Source organism: Bradyrhizobium sp. SZCCHNRI1029 (assembly GCF_032487555.1).
Lineage (GTDB): Bacteria > Pseudomonadota > Alphaproteobacteria > Rhizobiales > Xanthobacteraceae > Bradyrhizobium.
In genome coordinates this window covers 70,734-86,937 of sequence record NZ_JAUEUK010000001.1, presented here as the reverse complement: position 1 = coordinate 86,937, position 16,204 = coordinate 70,734, and the positions used below count along the sequence as shown (strand labels likewise).

Annotated in this window: 14 protein-coding genes; 4 read left to right on the top strand and 10 right to left on the bottom strand. The window is 62.7% G+C overall.

The annotated features are described in order from the left end of the window. Positions 1 to 2 precede the first annotated feature (2 nt). Positions 3 to 479 (bottom strand): Lrp/AsnC family transcriptional regulator, encoded by a 477-nt coding sequence (locus tag QW861_RS00340; protein WP_315711971.1) that lies wholly within the window; start codon positions 477 to 479, stop codon positions 3 to 5. Between the two features lie 145 nt (positions 480 to 624). Here QW861_RS00340 and QW861_RS00335 point away from each other — a divergent pair, with 145 nt between their 5' ends. Further along, entirely contained in the window at positions 625 to 1,644 is a 1,020-nt protein-coding gene (locus QW861_RS00335) for a 1-aminocyclopropane-1-carboxylate deaminase (protein ID WP_316192564.1), read from the top strand. Between the two features lie 170 nt (positions 1,645 to 1,814). On the opposite strand, the gene QW861_RS00330 is transcribed toward QW861_RS00335, so the two are convergent. After that, positions 1,815 to 2,606 (bottom strand): transporter substrate-binding domain-containing protein, encoded by a 792-nt coding sequence (locus QW861_RS00330; protein WP_315751579.1) that lies wholly within the window; start codon positions 2,604 to 2,606, stop codon positions 1,815 to 1,817. Positions 2,607 to 2,690: 84 nt separating this feature from the next. Here QW861_RS00330 and QW861_RS00325 point away from each other — a divergent pair, with 84 nt between their 5' ends. Further along, positions 2,691 to 3,206: a DUF1993 domain-containing protein gene (locus QW861_RS00325; RefSeq protein ID WP_315751578.1), complete on the top strand. Its 516-nt coding sequence runs from the start codon at positions 2,691 to 2,693 to the stop codon at positions 3,204 to 3,206. Positions 3,207 to 3,330: 124 nt separating this feature from the next. Here QW861_RS00325 and QW861_RS00320 read toward each other — a convergent pair whose 3' ends face one another. From QW861_RS00320 to QW861_RS00295, 6 genes are all read right to left on the bottom strand, one after another. After that, complete coding sequence (locus tag QW861_RS00320; RefSeq protein WP_315711965.1) at positions 3,331 to 3,717, bottom strand: hypothetical protein; 387 nt, start codon at positions 3,715 to 3,717, stop codon at positions 3,331 to 3,333. 193 nt (positions 3,718 to 3,910) lie between these two features. Next, positions 3,911 to 4,909, bottom strand: a complete 999-nt coding sequence (locus tag QW861_RS00315) for a hydroxyacid dehydrogenase (RefSeq protein WP_315751577.1) — start codon at positions 4,907 to 4,909, stop codon at positions 3,911 to 3,913. A gap of 28 nt (positions 4,910 to 4,937) precedes the next feature. Beyond that, positions 4,938 to 6,038, bottom strand: coding sequence for a sn-glycerol-3-phosphate ABC transporter ATP-binding protein UgpC (locus QW861_RS00310; RefSeq protein ID WP_315711961.1), 1,101 nt, complete (start codon positions 6,036 to 6,038; stop codon positions 4,938 to 4,940). A 19-nt stretch (positions 6,039 to 6,057) separates the two neighbouring features. Further along, positions 6,058 to 6,969: a carbohydrate ABC transporter permease gene (locus QW861_RS00305; RefSeq protein WP_315711960.1), complete on the bottom strand. Its 912-nt coding sequence runs from the start codon at positions 6,967 to 6,969 to the stop codon at positions 6,058 to 6,060. Further along, complete coding sequence (locus QW861_RS00300; RefSeq protein ID WP_315751576.1) at positions 6,969 to 7,904, bottom strand: sugar ABC transporter permease; 936 nt, start codon at positions 7,902 to 7,904, stop codon at positions 6,969 to 6,971. Before QW861_RS00300 ends, QW861_RS00305 begins: the two co-directional genes overlap by 1 nt. A gap of 124 nt (positions 7,905 to 8,028) precedes the next feature. After that, positions 8,029 to 9,369 carry an ABC transporter substrate-binding protein gene (locus QW861_RS00295; protein WP_315751575.1) on the bottom strand — a complete coding sequence of 447 codons (1,341 nt, stop codon included), beginning with the start codon at positions 9,367 to 9,369 and terminating at the stop codon, positions 8,029 to 8,031. A 469-nt stretch (positions 9,370 to 9,838) separates the two neighbouring features. Here QW861_RS00295 and QW861_RS00290 point away from each other — a divergent pair, with 469 nt between their 5' ends. Beyond that, complete coding sequence (locus tag QW861_RS00290; RefSeq protein ID WP_315751753.1) at positions 9,839 to 10,495, top strand: Spy/CpxP family protein refolding chaperone; 657 nt, start codon at positions 9,839 to 9,841, stop codon at positions 10,493 to 10,495. Positions 10,496 to 10,741: 246 nt separating this feature from the next. Further along, positions 10,742 to 12,163, top strand: a complete 1,422-nt coding sequence (locus tag QW861_RS00285) for a hypothetical protein (RefSeq protein ID WP_315751574.1) — start codon at positions 10,742 to 10,744, stop codon at positions 12,161 to 12,163. 154 nt (positions 12,164 to 12,317) lie between these two features. On the opposite strand, the gene QW861_RS00280 is transcribed toward QW861_RS00285, so the two are convergent. Next, positions 12,318 to 13,670 (bottom strand): 5-methylcytosine restriction system specificity protein McrC, encoded by a 1,353-nt coding sequence (locus tag QW861_RS00280; protein ID WP_315751573.1) that lies wholly within the window; start codon positions 13,668 to 13,670, stop codon positions 12,318 to 12,320. Continuing rightward, the gene (locus QW861_RS00275) at positions 13,654 to 16,014 is read right to left on the bottom strand and encodes an AAA family ATPase (protein WP_315751572.1); all 2,361 of its coding nucleotides are present in this window, start codon (positions 16,012 to 16,014) and stop codon (positions 13,654 to 13,656) included. Before QW861_RS00275 ends, QW861_RS00280 begins: the two co-directional genes overlap by 17 nt. Positions 16,015 to 16,204 lie beyond the last annotated feature (190 nt).

Sequence of the window (16,204 nt, the reverse complement as noted above, 5' to 3'; positions counted from 1 at the left end):
GCTCAGAAATCGAGCGGCGCATTGTCGACCACCTCCTTCATCACGAAAAACGTGCGCGTCTGCCGCACGCCCGGCAGCGAGATCAGCTGGTCGCCATGCATCCGGTTGAAGTCGTGCATGTCGCGAACGCGGATCTTCAGGAAGAAGTCGAAATCGCCGGCGACGAGATGGCAATCGAGCACGAATTTCAGTTTGCGGATCGCCGCCTCGAAGGTGCGAAAGCTCTCCGGCGTCGAGCGATCGAGCACGACGCCGACCAGCACCAGCGCGCTGCGCTCGACCTTCTCCGGCGCGATCTGGGCGCGCACGCCCTTGATGTAGCCCTCCTCGAACAGGCGCTGGGTGCGGCGATGGCAGGTGGCCGGACTGACATGAACGGTGGCGGCAAGCTCGGCATTGCTCATCCGGCCGTCCTTCTGCAGCAGTTGCAGGATGCGCCGATCGACCCGGTCGAGATCAGCGGTGGAAGATTCTCTCATTTTTTCCGTCATGTGCGGACATATCTCTTGCCGGTATCAATTCTTGCGGACGTGAGCACAAAAACGCAGGCCAATAAAGAGAGCACCTTTCTCCGCCTTTTTCGTATGTTTCGGCCGGCCCTTTCATCCACCCACGGAGAGACCCGTGCTTCGGCTCGACAAGTTCAAGAAGTATCCGCTCACCTTCGGTGCCACCCCGATCGAGCATCTGCCGCGGCTGACCGCGGCGCTCGGCGGCAAGGTGCAGATCTATGCCAAGCGCGACGACTGCAATTCCGGTCTCGCGATGGGCGGCAACAAGCTGCGCAAGCTCGAATACATCGTGCCCGATGCGATCGAATCGAATGCCGACACCCTGGTCTCGATCGGCGGCGTGCAGTCGAACCATACCCGCATGGTGGCGGCGACCGCGGCCAAGATCGGCATGAAGTGCGTCGTCGTGCAGGAGAGCTGGGTGCCGCACGAGGACGCCGTCTATGACCGGGTCGGCAACATCCTGATGACGCGCCTGATGGGCGCCGACAGCCGCATCGTCGAGGACGGTTTCGACATCGGCATCCGCAAGAGCTGGGAAGATGCGATCCAGTCGGTCAAGGATGCCGGCGGCAAGCCCTACGGCATTCCGGCCGGCGCCTCCGTGCACAAGTTCGGCGGTCTCGGCTATGTCGGCTTCGCCGAGGAGGTGAGGGCGCAGGAAGCCGAGATGGGCATCAAGTTCGACTACATCATCGTCTGCGTCGTCACCGGCTCGACCCAGGCCGGCATGATCGTCGGCTTCGCTGCCGACGGCCGCGCCGACCGCGTCATCGGCATTGACGCCTCCGGCACGCCGCAGCAGACCCGCAGCCAGGTGCGGCAGATCGTCGACAACACCGCTGAGCTCGTCGAGCTCGGCCGCAAGGTCCGCGACGACGAGATCGTGATCCTCAACGACTACGCCTATCCGGCCTATGGCGTGCCGAGCGCCGAGACCAACGAGGCCATTCGCCTGGCCGCCCGCAACGAGGCGATGATCACCGACCCGGTCTATGAGGGCAAGTCGATGCAGGGCATGATCGACCTCGTCAAGAAGGGCTACTTCCCGGAAGGGTCGAAGGTGCTCTATGCGCATCTCGGCGGCGCCCCGGCGATCAACGGCTACAGCTACACGTATCGCAACGGCTGAGGGCGGTTTCACCATCCCCCGCAGCGTCGCGGTGAGGCGAGCTCCAACACCACACTCCGCTGTCGTCCCGGCCTCCGAGCCGGGACCTCATTCATGCAGCTTGATTTGTCTGACTTTGGTAGGAAAGACGGCAGACAGTCAGCACCTGCCGTCTGCGCGGCACGCCGGCCTCAATCGAACCAATTCTTGTAGATCGCCTGGTAGCTGCCGTTCTCCGTCGAGATGTGCAGCCATTGGTCCACGAACGCCTTCAGCGCCACGTCGCGCTGCAGCCAGTAGGCTTTCTCGGAGAAATCGAACGGCTTCTCCGGGTGCACGGCGCAGAGCACGCCGGGATGCAGCTTCTGCTGATAGCGCGTCTCGGAGGCGTCGGTCATCATCAGGTCGGCGTCGCCCTTGGCGATCTCGTCGAAGATGGTGACGTTGTCGGGGTGGACGCGGATGTCGGCTGACTTGATGTTGGCGCGGGCGAAGCGCTCGTTGGTGCCGCCCGGATTGACCACGACCCGGGTGCCGGGCTTGTCGATGTCGGACAGCGTCTGGTACTTCGAGGTGTCGGTGCAGCGCGCGATCGGGGTCTTGCCCTCGCGCATGATCGGCGTCGAGAACAAGCCCTTCTTCTGGCGGTCGAGCGTGATCGATACGCCGCCCATCGCGACATCGAACTTGTCGGCCTCGAAATCCTTCATGAGCTGCGGCCAGCTCGTCGGCACGAACTCGACCTTGACGCCGAGCGCCTTGCCGAGCGACTCGGCCATGTCGACGTCGAAGCCGGAGAATTTTCCGGTCGCCTTGTCAAGATAGGTGAAGGGCTTGTAGTCGCCGGTCATTCCGACCCGTAAGCTGCCGCGCTGCACGATCTCGTCGAGGCGCGAGGGCTGGTCGGCGAGTGCGGCAGTGGCGAGACCGCAGGCCAGCACGGCTGCGGTCACGGCGGCGACGGTCCGGTTGAAAAATCCCATATTGAATCACCTCGCATGATGTGGCCGCGCTATTCATAGCGGAGGTCGCCACGCGCGACGAGGGGCAAGCAGGAAGGTTGGTTGATGAGCATTTCCTTGGTGCAGGCGTCGGTCGAGGTGTTCGTGCCTTATCTTCACAACCTCTCGGGGGTGCTCGACAAGGCCGCTGCCTTTGCCGAGGCGCGCCGCATCGATCCCGCCGACCTGCTGCAGGCCCGGCTCGCGCCCGACATGTACAACCTGATCCGGCAGGTCTGCGAAGCCAACCGCCACGCCACCATTGCTTGCGCGCTGCTCGCCGGCCGCGCGCAGCCGACCGTTGCCGACAGCGACACGGATATGGCCGGGTTGAAGGCGCGGATTGCAACCGCGATCGACGATGTGCGCAGCGTGCCACCTGCGGCGATCGAGGAGGGCGCGAAGCGGGAGGTCAGCTTCACCTTCCGCAACGGTGCGACGCGCAGCTTCGACGATGGTCGCTCATTGCTGCTCACGTTCAGCCTGCCGCAGTTCTTCTTTCACGTCACCACGGCCTACGACATCCTGCGTCACGCCGGCGTGCCGCTGGCGAAGCCGGACTATCTGGGCGCGCGGAGGTAGGCCCTTCCGGAGCGGGACGGCAGGCGGCCTCAAGGTCCACAAAATACGAATGGCCAGGATGGAACCCGGCCATGGGATTTGGAGACATCGCAACGAAGACGGAGTGGTCCGGGCGGCCGGAGCGCTACCTCTCGCTGGGCGCAACCGGGCCCTTGCCGGTCATCTCGTTCTTCAGCGCCTCGAAGCGCTCGATCGCCTCTCGCGCGCGGGTGTCGACCGTCTTGACGGCAGCTTCGGCGGTCATCGGTCCGCTGCTCACGGCGATCGAGGTCGGCCCGACGGTCTCGTCGACATAGTAGCCGTCCTCGCCCCGCCGTGCCGTCCAGCGGAAGCGGATCGCGGAAATCGGCCCAGGTCCGAGCTTGGTGTAGCCGTCGGCCTGATCGAGAGAGACGACAGTCGCGGCAGCCTTCTTCGACGACGGCGCCGCCTTGTCTGCCGACCTCGTCGCTTCAGGCTGATCGAGAATGCTCGCTATCGTTGCGAGCGCGTGCTCGGTCGCAACACTCATGGCCGCCTCTGTTCCTACCGGCGCGCGTAAAATCCGGCGCCGATAGTCACAGTTGTAGCTGGATTTGGCCAAGTTGCAAGAATGCGTTGAAAGTTGGGCGCCAAAGCGGTGGAGAAAGGTCCTGACATCCGCGTGATGAGGGCGGGTCCTGCCTCGTCGCCGACGGGACAGGACCATTGCACCGGCCGGACGACTACAAGACGTCCTGATTGATCACGTTCTGCCGAATCGGATCGCCATCGAGCACGCTGAGAATGTTGCGCGCCGTCTGCTCGCTCATGCGGTCGACCGCCTCTCGCGTCACGCCAGCGACGTGCGGAGCCATGATCACGTTGGGCAGCGCATGCAGCGCGTGGCCGACCGGCGGCGGCTCCTGCTCGAACACGTCGAGGCCAGCGCCGGCGAGCCGGCCCGAGGACAGCGCGTCATAGAGCGCGGCCTCGTCGATCAGGCCGCCGCGCGCGGTGTTGATCAGATACGCCGTCGGCTTCATCAGCTTGAGACGCGCGGCGTTGAACAGGCCGATGGTCTCCGGGGTCTTCGGGCAGTGGATGCTGACGAAGTCGGCGCGCGGGAGCGCAGTGTCGAGATCGGCAACGGGCTCGCAGCCCGCGGCGGTGATGTCGGCTGCGGGCTTGTAGGGATCGTAGACCAGGACCTGCATCTCCATCGCGAGGCAGCGCTTGGCGGTGCGGGTGCCGATGCGGCCGAAGCCGATGATCAGCACGGTCTTGCCGTAGAGATCGAACGGCAGCACGCCGAGCCGCGCGCCCCAGGTGCCGTCCTTGACCATCGCATGCATCTCGTTGGCGCGCTTGGCCAGCGTCAGCATCATGAACAGCGCCTGCTCGGCAACCGAGGGCGAGTTCGCCGTGCCCGCGACCATCAGCGGCACCTTGTGCCTGGAGAGCGCGGGCACATCGACCGCGTCGAAGCCGACGCCGATTCGGGTGACGACTTTCATGTCGCCGGCCGCGATCAGCTCCGGCTCTCCGAAGCGCGTGGCGCCGAGCGCGACGCCGTGCACCGGCGCGTGGGACTTCAGCAGGTCGGAAAAATCCACCGCCGAGATCATGTTGGGGAACTCGATCATCTCGACATCATCGCGCGCCGCCAGCAGCGCGCGGCCCTTGGCCGAGAAGGATTCCGTGACGAGGATCTTGTTCTTGTTGGTTGCCGTCCTGGTGGTCATGTCCTGCCCTTGAAGCTTCTTATGCTCGTCAGATGACGAGGCCTGAAGCCTCATTTAGCAGGTGCATGTTGTTGAGGTCCATTGCCATGCGCAGAGGGCTGCCATCCCGCGCGCCGGCGTTGGGGTTGACCCGCCCGCAGACCGGCGTCTCGTTGAGGGTGAAGTAGACAAGCGTCTCCATGCCCATCGGCTCGGTGACGTCGAGCAGCGCCTCGAACGGCTCAATCCCAGGCTCCGCATGCGGCTTGGTCTCGGCGATGTGCTCGGGCCGGATGCCGAGCAGCAGCGGCTCGTTCCGCGACACGGATTGATAGCGCGCGGCGCGCGCCGGCGGCAGCGGAAAGGCGATCCGGTCGGTGAGGCGGATGTGGAGCCGGCCATTGGCCTCCTCGAGCCGGCACGGCACGAAGTTCATTGCGGGCGAGCCGATGAAGCCGGCGACGAAGCGTGTCGCCGGATTGTGGTACAGCTCGTTCGGCGTGCCGATCTGCTCGATGCGGCCCTTGTTCATGACCACGACACGATCGGCCAGGGTCATCGCCTCGACCTGGTCGTGGGTGACGTAGACCGTCGTGGTGCGGACCTTCTGGTGCACCTTCTTGATCTCGATGCGCATCTGCACGCGCAGCTTGGCGTCGAGGTTGGACAGCGGCTCGTCGAACAGGAACACCTTGGGATTGCGCACGATCGCACGGCCCATCGCGACGCGCTGGCGCTGGCCGCCGGAAAGCTGCTTGGGCTTGCGGTCGACGAGGTCGGCGATATCCAGCATGCGCGCGGCCTCCGCCACGCGGCTCTTGATCTCGGCCTTCGGGTAGTGCTTCAGCCGCAGCCCGAACGACATGTTCTCGGCCACCGTCATGTGCGGGTAGAGGGCGTAGTTCTGGAACACCATGGCGATGTCGCGATCCTTCGGCGGCACGTCGTTGACGACATCGCCGCCGATCGTGATGTCGCCGTCGGAGATGTCCTCGAGCCCTGCGATCATCCGCAATGTCGTCGACTTGCCGCAGCCGGACGGGCCGACCAGCACGACGAACTCGTGGTCGGCGATATCGAGATCGATGCCCCTGACCGCCTCGACGTCGTCATAACGCTTCACGACCTTGCGCAAGCTCACTTCAGCCATGTGTGATCAACCCCCGTCATCAGCCTTTGGTCGCGCCGGCGGTGAGCCCGGCAATGTAATAGTCCATCAGGAACGCGTAGATGATCAGCGGCGGCGCCGCGCCCAGCAGCGCGCCGGTCATGATCTGTCCCCAGTTGAAGACGTCGCCCTTGATCAGGCTCGTGACGATGCCGACCGGCAGCACCAGTTGGTCGGTCGAGGTCGTGAACACCAGCGGATACAGGAACTGCGCCCAGGAGACGGTGAAGGCGAAGATCGTCGCGGCGATCAGACCGGGCAGGGCGACGGGAATGAAGATCCGCGTCAGCGTCTGCAGCCAGGAGGCGCCGTCGATGATCGCGGCCTCGTCGAGCTCCTTCGGGATCGAGGCGAAATAGCCGATCATGATCCAGGTGCAGAACGGCACCGTCAGGGTTGGATAGATGAACAGCAGCACGTACCAGCGATTGATCAACTGGATGCCAGTGACGTCGCCGATCAGCGCGAACATCTTGAACAGCGGAATGAACAGCAGGCTGTCCGGGATCAGATAGGTCAGGAATACGCCGGTCGCCAGCGTCGCCGAGCCCCAGAACTTCATCCGCGACAGCGCGAATGCGGCGGGGATGCTGATCAGCATGGTGATGATCACCACGACGATCGAGACCATGGCCGAGTTGAAGAAGAAGCGCTGAAACTGGTTCGAGGTGAGCAGCTCGACATAGTTCTCCAGCGTCGGATGGAATACCCACCACGGATTGGTCGCCGCGGAGATCTCCGCGCTGCCCTTCAGCGAGGTGATCAGCATGTAGAGCGGCGGTACCAGCGAGAAGATCGCGAACAGCGTCAGGAAGAAATACGACCAGCGCAGCGCCCAGGCGCGGTCGCGGCTCATCGAGCCATATTTGACGGTACGGGTCGGGCCGGCCTTGTCGATCGTGACGGTGCTCATCAGGACTCGTTCCCCCGCTTGTTGACGTCGCGCAGGATGAAGATGGCGGCGACCGCCAGGATCGGCACCATGAACAGCGAGACGCTGGCGCCGAGCGGAATGTCGCTGCCCTCGATGCCGACGCGGAACGCCCAGGTCGCGAAGATGTGCGTCTTGTCCAGCGGGCCGCCGGCGGTGAGGATGCGGACGATGTCGAAATTGGCGAACGTCACGATCAGAGAGAACAGCGTCGTGATCGCGATGATGTTGCGCATCATCGGCAGGGTCACGTACCAGATCCGCTGCCACCAATTGGCGCCATCGATCGCCGCGGCCTCATAGAGCTGGTCCGGGACAGATTTCAGCGAGGCCAGGTACATGATCATGAAGAACGGCGCGCCGTACCAGATGTTGACCAGGATCACCGAGAACCGCGCCCAGGCGGCTTCCCCGGTCCACGGGATCGGGCCGATGCCGAAGAAGGCGAGCGTGTAGTTGAAAGCGCTGTAGGACGGGTCGAACAGCCACAGCCAGGCCAGCGTGCTCATCGCCGGCGGGATCACCCAGGGTACCAGCAGCATGCCGCGCCATTTGCGCTGCCCCTTGGCGGGGATGTTGTGGACGAAATGAGCGACGATGAAGCCGATCAGCGCCTTGAACACGACGGCCGTGATCGCGAAGATGCAGGATTGCTTGACGACCAGCCAGAACGTGTCGCGCTTGAACAGGAACTCGAAATTGCCGAAGCCGACGAAGCGCTGCATCGACTTGTTCAGGGTCGCCAGATGCACCGAATACAGGGCGGGATAGACGACCAGGAGCACGATCAGCAGGATCAGCGGCAGCGTCATCAGGAAAGCGGCGGTCGATTTCCGCTTCAACGCCCTGTGCAGACCATTGCGGCGGGCCGCGCGAGGGCGGGCGACGGCGTTCTCACCGATGGCGGCATCAACCATGAGAAAAGGCTCCTCGTGATGTCCCCTGCGACAGCGGGGTCCTCACTGGATGGGAAACACTGACAAGGTGAAAGGGGGCGGCCCGCCTGCTGAAGCGGACCGCCGGCGTTGCTTCGAGCATGCCTCAGCTGCGCATGAAGCCCTCGCACTCGCCTTCGGCCCAGGCGAGGGTCGATTCCATCTTCTCGCCCTGAGCGTAGCGCAGGCACATCTTGGTCATCGTCGCCTGCGCATAGATCTGCTGCGCGATCTTGGGCGGAGCAGGGGAGGCTGCGATCGACAGCGTCTGGTGATTATAGGGGTTGGGATAGTGATAGAGGGTCCCCTTCGGCGGTCCCTCCTCCTGCCACACCTTGAGCGTCGTCAGCTTCTGATAGGCCGGCAGATCGTAGCCGCCGCTCGCCACCACCATCTTCTCGATCGATGACGGCTTCGACAGGTGCACGATCAGGCTCTTGGCCGCCTCCTTGTTCTTGGAGAACGACCAGATGCTCCAGAAGTAGGGCAGGAACGGCGCGAAGCGGCCCTTGGGGCCGGCCGGGAAGCCGTGGGTCCAGCACTGCTCGGCGATCTGCGGCGCGTCGCGCTTGGCCACCGCCCAGGCGCTCGGCGGATTCATGATCATCGCGCCCCTGCCCGAGACCAGCCATTTGTTGTTCGACGCGTCGTCCCACGAGGCGACATCCGGCGGCAGCGCCGCGATCAGCCGCTTGTAGAACTCGAGCGCCTGGCGCACGGCATCCGTTTTCACCGTGACATCGCCCTTGGCGTTGACGAGATCCGCGCCGAACGCCTGGAAGAACGCGCCGGCGGAGTCCACGCTGTCGGTGGTTTCGCCAAGCCCGATGCCGAACGGCACGCCAGCCTTATGGCAGGCCTCCGCCGCTTTCAGGAAGGTCTCCGTGGTCCAATTGTCGGCCTTCGGTGGAGATCCGGCCGGATACATCTCCTGCACGTCGATGCCCGCATGCTTCTTCATCAGATCGCTGCGGGAGCAGGGACCCTTGATCTGACTGCCGACGCAGGCCGGCACGGCGAGCCATTTGCCGCCGGACTGTCCGAGATATTTGACGGTGCCGTTGACCTCGCCGTTCTCCTGGATGATCGGCCCCATGATGTCGTTGACCGGCTCCAGCAGTTCCGCATGCGCATGCGGCCACCAGGTCGGCATGGCGATCAGATCGTGGCCGGACTTCGCGGCGCCCTCGGCGGCGATCGTCAGCTCGATCTTCTTGCCCTGGCTGGTGATGTAGTCGATCTGGACCTCGACCTTCTCCTTGGCGGCCCACTCGTTGACGAGATCGGTCGAGGCCTGGTTGGCGCCCGGAACCCAATGGTCCCAGAAGCCGATCGAGAGCTTGCCGGCGGCGTGGGCGCCGCGCACGTAGGGCGCGGCAATCATGACCGCCGAGGTGGCAGCAGTCGCAGCAACGAATTGTCGGCGGTTCAGCTTCCTCCGTGACATGGCGTTCCCTCCCTGGTGAGCCAAGCATTCTGTCGATGCGAATCCGATTTGTTAGTTGTTGCGTCGCGTCATGCGCGCATGGATTTCGCTTGGATGCAATCAGAGCAGAATTGCGAGCGGCTGTCGAGAAAGCCGGTGAGGCGAATCCTAGAACTAATGGCGTGCACAATTCGTCGCAGGTTCCGCAACTGATTGCATCGCAGTACTGAGCGTTGCAGTGCAAAGCGCGTCTCGGCCGAGCAGGAAGCCGAGAGGAATCAGTGTAGCTGGGCGCGTCCGATGCATCGCACTGCATGCGGCAGATGGACTTGCGCGTTGCGGCAACGGTAGAATTCGTTGGAATCATGGTCGTCACGACCTGCGACTGCGCACGGAGCCTGAACTGATGATGATGAGCCCCGGCATCTGGCGCCGGTCTTTCCGGTGCATCGCAATAGGAGTGTCAATAGGCCTCATCGGCCTTGTGGGCCTGCCGCGTCAGCCTGCCGCACAGGGCCTGTTCAAGGGCGTCGAGCAGGGGGCGCGCGAAGGCAACAGGGCGGCGGGCCCGGTCGGCGGTGTGCTCGGCGGCGCGATCGGCGGCGCGATCGGCGGTGTCGTCGGCGTGGTCACCGGCGTGACCGGGGCGTTCACCGGCAACAGCGGCCAGCAGAGTGCGCAGCCCGAGGCACCGCCGGCCGAGGGCAAGAAGGCGAAGCCTTCCAAGGCGACGAAGACGAGCAAGGTCGCCAAGGCGACGCCGATGCTGACGCAGCCGGGCGTCCCGCAACTCACGGCCGAACAGATCGTCGCCAACAGCGATAGCAATATCGAGCGCCTGAAGACCGGGCTGAACCTGACGGAAGAGCAGGCGAAGAACTGGGGTCCGTTCGCCAACGCGATGCACGCGCTCGGCCGCAACGGCGCGGATCGACTCGAGCTGCGCATCGCGCGGTCGAAGCGCGATCCGCCGGACGACATCGTCGAGCAGATGCGCAACGAGGCTCAGTTCCTGGTCGATCGCGCCGCCGACCAGCGCGCGGTGGCCGACACATCGGAACCGCTGTTCACCAGCCTCGACGACAAGCAGAAGCAGATCTTCATCGACGAGATGGTGCGCCTGAGTCGCGAGCGCGGGCTGGACTAGCTCAACGGAGTTGGCGTCGTCGCGGCCGTGCCCGTTGGCAGCAGCGGCGCCGGCGGCGTGCCGTGACGCATGACCACCGCGCCCGCGCCGCATCGCGGTGTATTAATACCCTCAAATGGCCATTAGTCGCGCGGCATGCACATTTTTCGGGCACGAGCGGGCGCGGCTCGCGCAACGTGCCGGCCAACATCGCTGCCTCTGCAACCGAATTGCGATGCAGTTTGATGTACATTGCAATTGTATTACATGGAGAGCCGGAGCCGGCAAGGCGGCCTTTGCGGCAGACGATCAGCAGGCCGTTCGGCTCGATTTCTTGGAGGATTATTGTTGTCGAGAGTGCGACTGCGCCGGTGGATCGAGAACCGGTTGGGGATTGACACCGCCAGCACCGAAAGCCGCCTCGATGCGGATGTGAAACGCTTCGTCGATGCGCTGCAAGCGGAGTTGATCGCCGCGAAGGACGAGTCCGAGCGGTACAGGCGCATCACGGAAGAAAGGGGCGTGATCATGGGCCGCCTGCGCGACGAGCGCGACGGCTATAGGCTCGAGTGGGAGGCGGCGTCCGCGGAGCTTCGCCGGCTGGCGCGTAAGCGCCTGGCCGTGGTCTCGGACAATGGAGCGACGCGCCCCTCCGGCAATGGCCGCGACGCGGCCCTGAGGAATTCTCCGCCTTCCACGCTGCGGGTGCTGTGCGTCGGCACCGGCCGGGACGGCACGACGTCGCTGACGCGGATGATGCAGGAGGTGTTCGACAACCAGGGCAACGGCGACAGGGCCGTGCACGAATGGGCGTCGAGCGAGCTCAATGAGCTGTTCTGCCAGCTCAAGGAAACCAACGATCCCGGCTTCGCGGATCAGATTCGTCAGACGATCCTCGATTGCCCCCATGCCTGCGTCGTCGGCAACGGTTACGCGGCCGTGCTGCCGATCATCGCCGAGCTCCTCGGCGATCAGGTCACGCTGGTGCATCTGCGCCGGCGTGACCGCGCGGCATGCATCGCAAGCCTGGTGGAGAATGCCGAGCTGTCGCCGCAGAACCACCTCTACTACGCCGACTCGCCGGCCGCGCAGCGCAAGCGTCCGACCGCTTTCCACCTCGGAGAGATGTCGAAGCAGCAATGGATGGATCTGTCGCTGGCCGAGAAGTTCGGCTGGTACTACGACAAGACCCACGCCTTGATCGAACGCTACAAGAGCCTGTTCCCGAACACGCTCTCCGTCGATACCGAGGACCTCAACGCGGACAGCGTGCGCCTCGCGCTGGCCCAAGCGGCCGGCAGTGCCGAGGCGCCGCGCGCCTTCCACGTCAACCGGTTCGTCGATCTGCGCCATGTGCCGCCCGATCGGCGCAGCTTCGTGCAGCGGCTGCTCGGCCAGCTCGACGTCCAGAAGCTCGCCCATGACGACCTGTATGGGCTGCGGCAGGTGCTCAACGAGATGATCTATCATCTCTCGCATTTTCCCGACGCGGCGCCGGGCGCGGTGGATGAGCTGCGCTGGACGCTGACTGAGATGCACGGCCTTCTCGACAGCCGCATCCGCGACGTTCGCGAACTGATGGAGCGGGTCGGCGTGCCGCCCGAGACCGCCGGCGCTGTGAACGGCCACCGCGCGCCGCAGGCAAGCCCTGGAGCGCACCCTGGTCGTAGGCCAGGCGCCCGGCTCTGAGCACGGGGAGGCGGCGGGCGGGCTGCGGTCAGCAGCAAGTTCGGGGGACGTGGCAGGAGACTTGGCGGGCCACGAACGACGATGATGAGGACTATGTTTACGCCATATCCCTATGAGCGACACCAGAAGCGCATAAGCCGATGAGATACGACCATCAGGCCGCTAGCATGTCGTTCTGACGAGTTCCGGGCGCCACCAGTTGGTCTGCTAACCGCCGCCGCTCGCCGGCCAGACTCCTCGCTCGGTCGGGATCGAGAAGTTCGGCTAGGTAAGGTAGCGAGACCGGACGCAAGATGACCGAAGCAGGCCGCTTGTTGGACCACGTCACAGGCTGGCGAACTTCCACGCGTTCGTCACGTGCTTCCGTAGACATCGAGGCGTACAGCAGCACGCTAACTTCGCTTGGCGAGGCAAGTGCGTATATTGAAAGTTGATACAGCCATTCCGCAGGGAGGCTCCTTTCCCAAACGTCGCGATATTTTGCGTCGAGGAAACCGTGCAGCACCTTGTTGTAAAATAAAGCGTAATCTGGCCGCGGTGCCGGCGCACGGCGCCGCCTCGGATTGGCGTCAGGCGCGTAGGCAAACAGGTTGCGGATCGCAAGTTCGTCCGCGATCCGCGCACCGGCAAGATTGTCGTGCAGAAAGCGAGAGAGCAGGCGTTGGAAGAAGACGTTCATATCGAACAGAAACCCGGGCGTCCGGCTCGGCACTTGTCCCGAATCGAAGGCGATACCCTGGGCGTCATGCAGTAGCCGGATGATCGTCAGCGCCGGCCCACAGGCGGCGGTCTGACGGGTAAGGCCACGGTCCGCCCGGTCGATGTCATCAGCACCGAGGCTCACCAAGCGCTTGACATCTCCAAACATCGACGAAAGTTGATGCGCACGCCGTCGGAGGTTCCTGTCTTCAACAAGTCGCGCACCAGCCTCAAGGCCTGCGCGCAACACTTGATTCAAATGCCAGTCAGCCCGACGTTCGAAGTGCCCGCAGGGAAGCCGAGCCTCCCGCACGCCGCCCTGACGGATCACTTGATCTATCATGATGTGGCCGCGTGGGCTCTCCAGATTCTCCGATAGTGGAATGTAGCGACGCGCCAGACCCCGGTGCATTAATTCCTCCACCTCCGCCGCGAGCAACGAAACTAGCAAGTCGTGTAGACCGTGCCGAGTGGTTGGTGACCTCGTCTCCTCGACCGCCGAGACATCGCGCAGCCCATAAGCGTAGCGGAGCAGTCGAGCGAGCGGCATCGCTGGCAGCTTGGGCTCAATCGCGATGCGAAGCGGCCCCACGTCCACGCGGCCGACGAAAGATGTGCTGGTGATTTCAAGTCCGTCGTATGCCTCGCGGATGTCCAACCGTCCACGCAGCGTCTCGGCCAGTCGGCGCGACGGCATATCGCCCGCTAGAGAACGGCCCCTTAAGCGCGAGTCCTCTGCGGGGCCGACCCGGTTCCATTCCGTTAGCTCGACGACGAATGGGGGCGTGCCGTCAGGGTGCGGGGTCATCGTCTCCCTCGCTGTCGTCGGTTGGGAGATCATACGGCTCGCCAACCAAAGTGCTATCGGCCGGCTCCTGATCGAGTACAAGTGGCTGCATTTCCTCGAATGACACAGCCTGAATCAGATCTCCTTCCCGGTTGGTGCCAAATATCTCTTCTCGAATACGCCCAGCCTCTGCATCGACCAGCTCACCACCAAGAATGTCTCTGAGCATACCGAAATCGTCGTAACAATATTCTTCGAGCAAGGGGATAATGTCGTCGCGTAGAATGCGAGCAAACTCCGCTACCGAAGTGACGGGCTGAGGTGGCATCAAATAGGCGTGGCCAATCTGAAGGTTGCGGGCGTCCCGTTTCAGATGGAGGCGAAGTCTTGTATTCAGCGCGTCCAGCCAAGGACCAAGCGGCAACCCTCCAGCTTTCCGTCCAACTAGTAAATTGCTTTCTGGCATCACTTCGACGAAACCAAAACGCCGGCGAAGCGCGGTATCCATAAGAGAAATAGAACGATCCGCCGTGTTCATCGTGCCAATGACGAACACATTTTTTGGCACGGAAAACAGTGCGCCGGTGACTGGTAATACGATCTGTCGATCCCGTTTATCGTATTCAATCGCCGTAATTAATTCCCCAAAGATGCGTGGTAGGTCGCCACGGTTAATCTCATCCACGACAAGAAAAAAATTGCGGTTCGGTTGCTTGGATGCATCTGTACAGAGACGTTTGAAGATGCCGCCGCGCGGTTCAAAAACCATCTGGCCGTTCACTGTCGTAGGCCGTAGACCCTCGATGAAGTCCTCGTAACCCCACCCGGGATGAAAGGTACAGACGCGCACGAAGCCCTCGCTGTCGGCTACCGTCTTGCGCTCAGATGGGATCAAATCGACAAAGCTCTTCCGGAACGCATGGCGGGCGGCAAGTTCGTTGGCGACGGCCAACGCCCGGTAGGTTTTCCCCGTGCCAGGCGGCCCGTACAATATCACCTGACCCTTGCGGCGTAGGATGGCTTCGATTCGCGCGGCAAACTGATCGAGCGGCGGCATAGGTACGGTTTCGGCTGCCGGAACAACTGGATGCGGTGCAGATACTGTGGCAGGCACCGCCCCTCGTCGGGATAGCCGCTGTTCAAGCTCAAGGAGGTTAGCTGCGCTCCTGCCAAGTTCATAAATCGTGGTACGCGACCCCTCCTGGTCGGGCATTCGCCAGGAGTCGAGGCTAAGCCACTCAACAGGACGTTTGTGTGGGAAGCTAAGCTTGCTGTCATACTCATAAGGCCCGCGGACTTTCCCTACGCCCAGAACGGTTTGGCCTTCACACGCGAGCACTAAATCTAACTCCGATATTTCTTGAGCAAAATTCAGTATTTCTCCAGCCTTTCTAGACGCGACGCCTACGTTAGCAGTGTAAACGGGAAGCAGAAGATCCCGGATTTTATTTTTCGCAGTCGTCTTGTCCTGACTAATCGTTTTTGACAGGTCGGGAACTTGCTCGGACCAACCGATAGACACGAAACCGCCCTCGCGCATTTCTGTCCAGTGGCTTCGGCCGTCACTCCCTTCTGTAGTGCCTACCTTCCAATATCGGTGAAAGGCACCATCGCGCCGGTTGAGGATTGTGTCGAGTGTTGTGACCGGCACCTCAAGTTCCTGTGCAGCGGCAACGAAACGTCCTGCGCAGACGAAGCGAGGCGAACCGCCATCCAAGATCCCGACCTTGTCGGGAGGCATTTGTAGAAGCTTAAAGAGGTGGAATCGCTGGTAACGGGGGCTATGGTAGGTATCGAGTCGGTTTGGGCTGGTAAGAAACCAGTATTTGTGAGCCCAGCCGTCATGCGCTAGTTTTGGAGCAGCCTTCTCCATGGCAGCTTGAAGCTTGACGTATGCCTCATCTGAAGTATCTCCTGTATTCAGCGACGACAACACGTCAGCGCCAGCCACCAATTGGTCCCTCTGTTTTCGTGCAATGTCTATGGCGTCCTCAAGCGACAGGACATTCTGTGCCTTCGGCGACCCCGTCATCCAGGCGTTGTCACTCTGGCGCTGAAAGATGCCAAATTTTAGCGCTGACCCACCACCAATACCGCCAAATTGGTTGCCGGAGAACTCGTCATCGTTCTTGAACTCCAACCAATAGGCCAAACACCGAGTTTCACCACTCAGGCGTCCGTGCATCAGACGCAGCAGGGATTCACCGTCAAGATCGCGCAACACGGCGGGTCCAAAGCGATCACGGAAGAGCGCTGTCTGCTGCTCGATCTGCAACGGTGTCAGCAACTCGCCTGACGCGATGCCGTGGTTAAGCGCGGCTTTCAGTTCATCAAAAATCTGCGGTTCAAGAATTGGTGCGCTCATACAGATCTGTCTCTCAACGGGTACTCAACCTCGCAGCCAACGGCTCCATTTGACACGCGGTTGATCAAACTTAGCACTGAGCCGGCCGGCGTTCTATGGTCGCCGCCAGTGACGATGGTATGCTTGGCGGAACGCTCACTTGAGACCATCGAGCCGAGCTTGGACTCGTGGAACGGACGTTAGAGCCGTG